General features: G+C 68.7%; 12 protein-coding genes. 6 read left to right on the forward strand and 6 right to left on the reverse strand.

Annotated features, from left to right (window positions below; translation table 11 throughout):
• Positions 1-800: FAD-binding oxidoreductase (locus ACXJKR_RS16795; protein ID WP_457323789.1), on the reverse strand; the 800-nt coding region annotated here is incomplete at its 3' end.
• Between the two features lie 91 nt (positions 801-891).
• Between ACXJKR_RS16795 and ACXJKR_RS16800 the strand changes: the two genes are divergently transcribed.
• Both ACXJKR_RS16800 and ACXJKR_RS16805 read left to right on the forward strand, forming a co-directional pair.
• Complete coding sequence (locus ACXJKR_RS16800; RefSeq protein ID WP_457323790.1) at positions 892-1,119, forward strand: hypothetical protein; 228 nt, start codon at positions 892-894, stop codon at positions 1,117-1,119.
• A gap of 40 nt (positions 1,120-1,159) precedes the next feature.
• On the forward strand, positions 1,160-3,097 hold the full coding sequence (locus ACXJKR_RS16805) for a methyl-accepting chemotaxis protein (RefSeq protein ID WP_457323791.1): 1,938 nt from the start codon (positions 1,160-1,162) through the stop codon (positions 3,095-3,097).
• Positions 3,098-3,106: 9 nt separating this feature from the next.
• On the opposite strand, the gene ACXJKR_RS16810 is transcribed toward ACXJKR_RS16805, so the two are convergent.
• Positions 3,107-3,754 carry a TetR family transcriptional regulator gene (locus ACXJKR_RS16810; RefSeq protein WP_457323792.1) on the reverse strand — a complete coding sequence of 216 codons (648 nt, stop codon included), beginning with the start codon at positions 3,752-3,754 and terminating at the stop codon, positions 3,107-3,109.
• A 126-nt stretch (positions 3,755-3,880) separates the two neighbouring features.
• Here ACXJKR_RS16810 and ACXJKR_RS16815 point away from each other — a divergent pair, with 126 nt between their 5' ends.
• From ACXJKR_RS16815 to ACXJKR_RS16830, 4 genes are read left to right on the forward strand one after another with little or no spacing between them, the layout of a single operon-like run.
• On the forward strand, positions 3,881-4,966 hold the full coding sequence (locus ACXJKR_RS16815; protein ID WP_457323793.1) for a ferredoxin reductase: 1,086 nt from the start codon (positions 3,881-3,883) through the stop codon (positions 4,964-4,966).
• A gap of 2 nt (positions 4,967-4,968) precedes the next feature.
• On the forward strand, positions 4,969-6,030 hold the full coding sequence (locus ACXJKR_RS16820; protein WP_457323794.1) for a fatty acid desaturase family protein: 1,062 nt from the start codon (positions 4,969-4,971) through the stop codon (positions 6,028-6,030).
• A 46-nt stretch (positions 6,031-6,076) separates the two neighbouring features.
• Positions 6,077-6,661, forward strand: a complete 585-nt coding sequence (locus ACXJKR_RS16825; RefSeq protein WP_457323795.1) for a cob(I)yrinic acid a,c-diamide adenosyltransferase — start codon at positions 6,077-6,079, stop codon at positions 6,659-6,661.
• Between the two features lie 15 nt (positions 6,662-6,676).
• Entirely contained in the window at positions 6,677-7,093 is a 417-nt protein-coding gene (locus ACXJKR_RS16830; RefSeq protein ID WP_457323796.1) for a GFA family protein, read from the forward strand.
• Here the strand turns inward: ACXJKR_RS16830 and ACXJKR_RS16835 are convergent.
• From ACXJKR_RS16835 to ACXJKR_RS16850, 4 genes are all read right to left on the reverse strand, one after another.
• Positions 7,090-7,395, reverse strand: coding sequence for a hypothetical protein (locus tag ACXJKR_RS16835; protein ID WP_457323797.1), 306 nt, complete (start codon positions 7,393-7,395; stop codon positions 7,090-7,092). The two genes, ACXJKR_RS16830 and ACXJKR_RS16835, sit on opposite strands and share 4 nt — an antisense overlap.
• The gene (locus tag ACXJKR_RS16840; RefSeq protein WP_457323798.1) at positions 7,392-7,775 is read right to left on the reverse strand and encodes a phage holin family protein; all 384 of its coding nucleotides are present in this window, start codon (positions 7,773-7,775) and stop codon (positions 7,392-7,394) included. The genes ACXJKR_RS16835 and ACXJKR_RS16840 overlap by 4 nt, the downstream gene beginning before the upstream one ends.
• Before the next feature lie 7 nt (positions 7,776-7,782).
• Positions 7,783-8,091, reverse strand: coding sequence for a DUF883 family protein (locus tag ACXJKR_RS16845; protein ID WP_056191014.1), 309 nt, complete (start codon positions 8,089-8,091; stop codon positions 7,783-7,785).
• 94 nt (positions 8,092-8,185) lie between these two features.
• On the reverse strand, positions 8,186-8,916 hold a 731-nt coding region (locus ACXJKR_RS16850), incomplete at its 5' end, for a helix-turn-helix transcriptional regulator (RefSeq protein ID WP_457323799.1).

Consider the following 8,916-nt stretch of genomic DNA (forward strand, 5'->3'; position numbering starts at 1 on the left):
GCCTTGATGGCGTTGGCGTCCAGCAGCTCGCAGCGGGCGATGGGCACGCCGATCTGGATGATCTGCATGGCCGTGCGCACGGCCGCATCGATGCTGGGGAAGAAGCAGACCGCGGCCGACACGGCTTCGGGCAGCGGGTGGACCTTGACGGTCAGCTCGGTGATGACGCCCAGCGTGCCTTCGCTGCCGATGACGAGGCGCGTCAGGTCGTAGCCGGCGCTGCTCTTCCTGGCGCGCGAGCCGCAGCGCACCACCTCGCCGCTGGCCGACACGAAGCGCAGCGCCAGCACGTTCTCGCGCATCGTGCCGTAGCGCACCGCGTTCGTGCCACTGGCGCGCGTGGCGGCCATGCCGCCGAGGCTCGCGTCCGCGCCGGGGTCAATGGGGAAGAACAGGCCTTCGTGCTTGAGCGCCTCGTTCAGCGCCTTGCGCGTGACGCCGGGCTGCACCGTCACCGTCAGGTCCTCGGCGTCGACGCGCAGCACCTGTTTCATGCGCGACACATCCAGGCTGATGCCGCCCTGCACGGCCAGCAGATGGCCTTCGAGCGACGAGCCCGCGCCATAGGGAATGACGGGCACACGGTGCTGCGCACACAGGGCCACAACGCGCGCGACCTCAGCCTCGCTCTCGGCAAACACGACGGCCTGGGGCGGTGGCACGTCGAACACCGATTCATCGCGGCCATGCTGCTCGCGCACGGCCAACGCGGTCGAGCAGCGGTCGGCGAAGTCGGCACGCAGGCTGTCCAGCAGCGCGGCCGGGAGTGGGGCGGGCGAGAAGGATTCGGGCGCGTTCATGGCCAACTCCAGGGGGTCAGACAAGGATTGTGTTGCAGTGCCCCTCGCATGGTGACAGCATGGGGCACACAGCGAACCCCGGGAGACCTGCATGGACCCGACCCTGACCTGGCTGCTGCTCGTCGCGGCCGTTGCCCTCATCGCTTTCGGCGCGGTGCGCTTCGATCTGCTGGCCGCGCGCTGGCGCGAGGTCTTCGGTCACCCGCCACCGCCCCACGACGCCCCGCCCGCGCCGCGCTGGACGTCGGCCCAGGGATTCAAGCCGCATGACGCGCCGGTGCACAAACCGGCCTTCCACCGCAGCGGCCGCCGACACTGAATCGGCGCCGCAGCAGGGCCTTGCCAACGAGGAGAACGCCATGAGCCCGACGACCACTCTGACGATCAGCCGCAAGCTGATGCTGCTGACCCTGCTCGTGCTGGTGGCCATCAGCATCCCTTCGGCCTTCCAGGTGCGCCAGGCGCGTCAATTGGCTCAGGCGGCGCAGGGCGAACTCGAAGGCCTGGCACCCGCGCGGCTGCTCGTGCGGCTGGCCCAGCTGACCCAGCAGCACCGCGGCCTGTCGGCTGCCGTGTTGGGCGGCAACGACTCGGTGCAGACGGCACGCTCGGCCAAGAACGCCGAGGTGGTCAAGCAGGTTGCCGCCGTCGACACCATGCTGAAGGGCGATGGCGCGAACGACGCGATGCGCCAGACCTGGCAGGACGCGCGCACGCGCTGGGACAGCCTGTCCAGCCAGGTGGGCGCCAAGGGGCTGAAGGCGGCCGAGAGCAGCACCCTGCACGCCCAGCTCATCGCCGTCTACTTCAAGCTGTTGGACCAGCTCGTCGACCAGTCCGGCCTCATCCTCGACCCCGAGGCCGACACCTATTTCCTGATCAGCGCGACGCTGGCGCGGCTGCCCATCGCCACCGAGGCCCTGGGCCAGGCGCGAGCGCGTGGCGCCGGCTTTCTGGCTGAAGGCAAGATCGGCCCAGAAGGCCGCACCCTGCTGGCCGGCCTCGTGCAGCAGGCCGCCGACCAGCATGCCGGCATGGGCACGGCCTTCGACAAGAGTTTCGCCGTCAATGCCGACCTCAAGAGCCGGCTGGGTAGCAAGATCGCCGCACTGGACGAACAGGTGCGCGGCTCGCTGAAGCTGACCCGCGACGAGCTGATCGCCAAGGAGGAGCTGGCCTACGCGGCGCCCGACTACATAGCCAGCTACACCCGCACCATCGACGCGATGTATGTCGTCGCCGAGGAGGCGATGGATGCGCTGGACGGCATGCTTGGCGCGCGCGTGTCCAGCCTGCGCACCAGCAGTTGGGTCGTCTTCGGCCTGCTGGCCTTCATGCTGGGCGCCGTCTTCCTGCTCGCGCGCGGCATCTCGCGCAGCATCACCGTGCCGCTGCAGCATGCCGCCGGCCTGGCCCAGCAGATCGCCGAACGCGACCTCAGCGGCGACGTCATCGTCAGCGCGCGCGACGAGATCGGCCAGCTGACGATGGCGCTGCTGGCCATGCGCGACAGCCTGTGCGGCGTCATCGGCGAGGTGCGCAGCAATGCCGGCGAGGTGGCGCAAGCCTCGCAGGAACTGGCCTCGGGCAACCGCGACCTGTCGCAGCGCACCGAGCAGCAGGCTTCGGCGCTCGAGGAAACCGCCAGCTCCATGGAGCAGCTGACCGCCACCGTGCGCAGCAATGCTGATCAGGCCGGCGACGCCAGCAGCCTGGCCCAGCGCGCCTGCACGGTCGCCATCTCGGGTGGCGCGGCCGTCGACCAGGTCGTCAGCACCATGGGCGCCATCGAGGCCAGCAGCCGGCGCATCGAGGAAATCATCGCCGTCATCGACGGCATTGCCTTCCAGACCAACATCCTGGCGTTGAACGCCGCCGTGGAGGCCGCGCGGGCCGGCGAGCAGGGCCGCGGCTTTGCCGTCGTCGCGTCGGAAGTGCGCGCGCTGGCTGGCCGCTCGGCCGAGGCTGCCAAGCAGATCAAGGTCCTCATCTCCACCAGCGTCGGCCAGGTCGAGGACGGCGCCCGCCTCGTGAAGGGCGCCGGCGCAACGATGCGCGAAACCGTCGACGCCATCCGCTCTCTGGCCGAGCTCGTCACCAGCATCAGCCGCGCGTCCAGCGAGCAGAGCACCGGCATCGGCCAGATCAGCGAGGCCGTCTCGCACATGGATCAGCTGACGCAGCAGAACGCCGCGCTGGTGGAGGAAACCGCCGCCGCCGGCATGAGCCTGCAGCAGCAGGCCGAGAAGCTGTCGGGCCTGGTCAACACCTTCCGCATGCCGGTCGCCCAGCGCTGAGGGGCGGGCTCAGTCTGGGTTGACCCGCCAGGCCGCCGCGCCCAGCAGCACCACCTGCAGCTGCTGCACGAAGTTGTCCATCATTTCGGCCTCCAGCAGCGGCTGCTGGGGCGGCAGGTCGAGCATCTCGGGCGCTGCCGCCAGCATGGTGTTGACGATCAGCCCGCACACCATCTGCAGCGTGGCCGTGGGCATGTCGGGGTAGGCGCCGATGGCGCGGAAGTCCTGCGCCATCTCGTTGGTGAAGTGGCGCACCTCGTTGCGGATGGCCAGGCGCAGGATGCGGCTGCCGCCACCGCGCTCGCTGCTGATGAAAAGGAACAGCAGCCGGTGCTGCTGCACATAGCTGCAATAGACCTCGACCGACACCCGCACGCGGTCGGCCGGTGCCGCGCCGCCCTGGCGCGCCTCGCGCAGCAGCCGGCGCAGGCTGATGCCCACCTCCTCCACCAACGCCAGGCCCAGCTCGTCGGTGTTGCGAAAGTGCCGGTAGAAGCCGTTGGGCACCATGCCCGCCTCGCGGGCGATCTCGCGGATGCCCAGGCTGGTGAAGCTGCGCCCCTCGCCCATCAGCGCGAGCGCGGCCTGGGTGAGGCTGGCACGGGTCAGGTCCTTGCGCTCGGCGCGGGAAAGCTTGTCGGCGGGGGTGTCGGACATGGCAGGTTATTTTGTGAACACTCGTATCGTAGCTTCACCCGCTTGACTGCCTATTTGTACACAGCATGGCGCACCGCCCGGGTTTAGTGGCTTGTATGTTTGTGTACAAACGTACACAATGCAACCATGCAAACGCACCTCCCCACCCGCCTAGAAGCCCTGACTCGCCCGCTGCGCGCCGCGCTGCAACACCCCTGGGTGGCGGCCATCGTGCGCGAGAGCGCGGTCGAGGACAGCCTGCAGGCCCTGCACCCGCTGCTGTCCCTGCATCAGGTGAAGGCCCGGGTGGTCAAGTGCATCGCCGAGACGGCCGACACCCGCACGCTGGTGCTGCGCCCCAACGCGATGTGGCGTGGCGCCCGCGCCGGGCAGTTCGTGTCGCTGACGGTGGAGATCAACGGTCGCCGGCACGAGCGCATGTACTCGCTGACGTCGCGCCCGGGCTCGCGCCTGCTGGCGATCACGGTCAAGCGACAGGGGCGGGTGTCCACGCATCTGCATGAGAGCGTGCGCGTGGGCGATGTGCTGACGCTCGGCCCGGCGATGGGCGAGTTCGTGCTGCCCGCCGTGTGGCCGGACAAGATCCTGCTGCTCAGCGCGGGCAGCGGCATCACGCCGGTGATGGCCTTGCTGCGCGAGCTCCAGGCACGCGGCGCGGCCGACCGTGTGGTCTTTGTGCACAGCTGCCGCAGCCCGGTCGAACAGATCTTTGCCGCCGAGCTGGCAGCCATGCCGGGGCTGCGCCTGATTCAACACTTCACCACCAGCGTCGGCCATCTCACGCCAGCCGATTTGCAGGCGCAGGTGCCCGACCTGGCCGAGCGCGCCACCTGGGTGTGCGGCCCCGCCGGGCTGATGGATGCGATACACGCGCACTGGCAGGCGCACGGCACCACCGCGCCGCTGCACAGCGAACGCTTTGCCGCCGCGCCGCTGGCGGCCGAGGCCCTCAGCGCCCCGGTGCGCGTGCAGCTGCTGCGCAGCGCCACCGGCTTCGCGTCGCTGGGCGCCGCGCCGCTGCTGAACCAGGCCGAGGCCGCCGGCCTGGCACCCAAGCATGGCTGCCGCATCGGCATCTGCCGCTCCTGCCAATGCGTCAAGCGCAGCGGCACGGTGCAGCACCTGCACACGGGCGAGCTGTCCAGCGCGCCCAACGAATTGATCCGGCTGTGCGTCAGCGCCGCCCGCTCCGACCTCGAACTGGACCTTTGATCATGCACTTCCTGACCCGCTCCCAAGTCGACGAGTTCCAGGCCGAACTCGACACCATCCGCGCCGGCGTCATGAACTCCCTCGGCCAGGCCGACGTCGACCACATCCGCAAGATGATTGCCATCTGCCGCGCCAGCGAGGTGGGTGGCCGCGCGCTGCTGCACTTCGGTGTCGGCCCCTTGAGCTGGATCGCCGGCGTGCTGGCGCTGGCCCACGCCAAGATCCTGGACAACATGGAGATCGGCCACAACGTCATGCACGGCCAGTACGACTGGACGGGTGACCCAGCGCTGAACTCCCAGACCTTCGAGTGGGACATCRCCTGCGACGGCGAGGCCTGGCGCCATTCGCACAACGTCACCCACCACACCTACACCAACATCCTCGGCAAGGACCGCGACCTGGGCTACTCCCTGCTGCGCATGACGCCCGAGCAGAAGTGGAAGCCGCGCCACTGGCTGCAGCCGCTGGCCAACCTGATGCTGGCCCTGGGCTTCCAGTACGGCGTCGGTTCGCATGACCTGGAGCTGGGCCGCTACAAGCACGGCGCCATCCCCAAGCCCGTGTTCAAGGAGCGCTTGAACCGCTTCCTCGGCAAGGTGGGTAAACAGTGGTTCAAGGACTATCTGCTGTTCCCAGCGCTGGCGTTGTGGAGCGCGCCGCGCGTGCTGGCCGGCAACTTCGCGGCCAACCTGATCCGCAACCTGTGGACCTATGTGGTGATCTTCTGCGGCCACTTCACCGAGCATGTGGCCATCTACCGGCAGGAGGACTGCCTGAACGAGACCCGCGGCGACTGGTATCTGCGCCAACTGGCCGGCTCCAGCAACCTCACCGGCGGGCGCTGGTTCCACATCCTCACGGGGCACCTGAGCCACCAGATCGAGCACCACCTCTTCCCCGACATGCCGGCGCACCGCTACGTCGAGATCGCGCCGCAGGTGCAGGCGCTGTGCCGCCAATACGGCCTGCGCTACAACACCGGCAGCCTGTTCAAGCAGTACCTCACCGTGATGAAGCGCATCCTGGTCAACACCTTGCCACCCAAAGCGGCCGTGGCCTGAAGATTCAGGCAGGATGCAGGTCCGATCACCGACCTGCACCGCCATCATGGGCAACCGACTTTCACAGATCGCCACCCGCACCGGCGACGACGGCACCACCGGCCTGTCCGACGGCAGCCGCGTGCCCAAGACCCATCTGCGCGTGCAGGCCATGGGCGACGTCGACGAGCTGAACTCCAACCTCGGCCTGCTGCTGGCCGAACCCCTGCCCGACGACATCCGCGACCTCATCGTCACCATCCAGCATGAGCTCTTCAACCTGGGTGGGGAGCTGTCCTGGCCCGGCGGCGAACTGCTGAAGGACGCCGCCGTGCTGCGCCTGGATGAAGCGCTGGAGCACTACAACGAGCATCTGCCGCGGCTCAAGGAATTCATCCTGCCGGCCGGCACGCGCAGCGCGGCGATCGCCCATGTCTGTCGCACGATTGCCCGCCGTGCCGAGCGCGCCGTCATCCAGGTGGCCGCCACAGAGGCCGTGCGCGCAGCGCCGCGCCAGTACCTGAATCGCCTGTCCGACCTGCTCTTCGTGCTGGCTCGCGTGCTGAATCGCGCCAATCTCGACGGGCTGGGCGGCGACGACGTCTACTGGCAGAGCGAGCGCATGAAGCGGCTGGACGCGGCCGACAACTGAAGCCCAGGGGCCCATATGCAAATCACCGGTCAATGCCACTGCGGCGCCATCCGTTTCTCGGCGACTGCCGATCCCGCCAAGGTCTTTGCCTGCCACTGTGCCGACTGTCAGATCATCTCGGGCGGCCCCTTCCGGGCGGTGGTGTCCATACCGGTCGAGCAGGTCGAGCTGCAGGGCACGCCCAAGCAGTATGTGAAGGTCGCAGCCAGCGGCAACCGCCGTGCACAGGCCTTCTGCGGGGATTGCGGCACCCAGCTCTTCGCCACGGAAGCCGACGTACCCAAGACGCTGAACATCCGCCTGGGCTGCGTGAACGAACGTGCCCAGCTCAAGCCCGTGGTGCAGGTCTGGAAAGACTCGGCCATGCCCTGGCTGCCTGAGTTGGACAGCACCCCGGCTCACATGCGCGGCCGCGACAGCCCGCTAGCCTAGCGCTTGCGCCGGCCCCAGACCTTGTAGGCCAGCCAGGCCCAGCGCAGCCCGCGCCAGAGCTTGCCGCGTCGGTCTGCCCCCGCGCCGGCAAACAAGGCCGCTCCGCCGCCGGCCGCGGCGAGCACGATGGGGTTGGACAGCAGATCGCGCCAGGCCAGGATGCGCAGCACCCAGCCGTCAGCGCGCTGGCCGACATCGTCCACCGACAACGCAGCCTGGCCGCGCATCAACTCGGAGGCCAGCAGCAGATTGGCCTTGCGCTCGCTGCGCAGAGCCGGGTCGGCCGGGATCCTGGGGATCATGGCCCTGGCCGGCGCAGCGCTTCGGCGTCAGCGCGCAACTCACCGATGCTGGACTGGAACAGGCTAGCCGGCTGATCGATCAGCTTCTTGACCTTGAGCACGGCGACGACGGCCGCAGCGATCAGAACGACCGTGCCGCCGCCCAGAGCCAGCAGCCGGTGATCGTCCCAGAAGGCGACCGTGATCAACACCAGCCCCATCAGCAGGCCAAAGCCCGCCAGCAGCGCGGCCAGCACCGCCCAAAGCAGCAGGCTGGCGATACGCTCCTTCTCCTCCTGGGCCTCGATAGCAAACAGCTCAAGCCGAATGCGGCTGAGCGTCAGCAACGACACCCCGAGCCGCCGCAGCGGCGCGGAGACGGGTTCCTTGGCGTCGCTCAAGCGGGGCTCAGCGGCGGCCGATCAACACGCCAATCGCAAGGCCCACGGCTGCCGCGGCACCGATGGCCTGCCAGGGGTTGGCATGCACATAGTCGTCGGTGGCGACGGCGGCATCCTTGGCGCGCTGGAGGGCTTCGTGCTGGGCGTCCAGCAGCTTGTCCTTGGCACCGGACAGCCGGTCCTGGATGCGGGCGCGCAAGGCCTTCACCTCGCCGTCCGCCTTGTTGGTCGTGGCCGTCATCAGCGCGTCGATGTCTTCCATCACCGCACGGAAGTCCGAGGCCAATTTTTCCTTCGCCTGGCTGGTATCACTCATCGCTGGCTCCTTGATCGGGGGATCAAACACGCTTGCAGCCTAACGCGATTGGACATGGCCTGATATGCCCCACCACGATTGAAGCGGGCTTGTCCTACAAGGCCGCGGCCGCTTGCCGCAAGCGCTGCGCATAGGCCTCGCGCAAGGCGGCCGGCGCCAGCACCTCCACCTGGCCGGCATGGCGCAGCAGGTCCATCAGCAACTCGGTGTCATCGACATAGGGCAGGCGCAGCCGCCAGCGGCCGTCGGGCAGGAATTCGCTCTGCTGGGCCGGGTGCCATTCCTCGCGCGACACCCAGGCCGCCGTGCCGGCGCTGAAGACCAGCTCGGCCTCGCGCGGCGTGCCACCGGCGAAGATGCCATAGCCCTGGTCGAGTTCCGCTTCCAGTTCCGCCAGTGGCACAGGCCGGGCGTCGGCGTCCAGCAGCGTCGCCGCCTCGATGCCGTCCAGGGCAAAGCGGCGATAGGCGTCGCTGGCATGGCACCAGGCATCCAGATACCAGGCGTGGCGATGATGCACGAGGCGCTGGGGCGAGACCTCGCGTTCGCTGCCCGCCCCATCGCGTTTCTTGCGGTAGCGGATGGCCAGGCGCTTGCGCTTGACGACGGCGCTGCCCACGGTCTCGAAGCTGTCGCTGGCCATGCGCCGGCGTGCCGTGCCAATCAGCCTGACGCGCCGCCGCAGCTCATCGGCCTCGGCCGCATCCACGCCCAGCATGCCGGTGATCTTGTCGAACATGGGCTGCAGGTGGCGGCCCACGACCCCCTGCTCATCCAGGCCGGCCAGCATCTGCTGCATGGTCAGGAGGGCGTGCAGTTCGGCCG

The sequence above is a fragment of the Roseateles sp. P5_E11 genome, assembly GCF_054049355.1.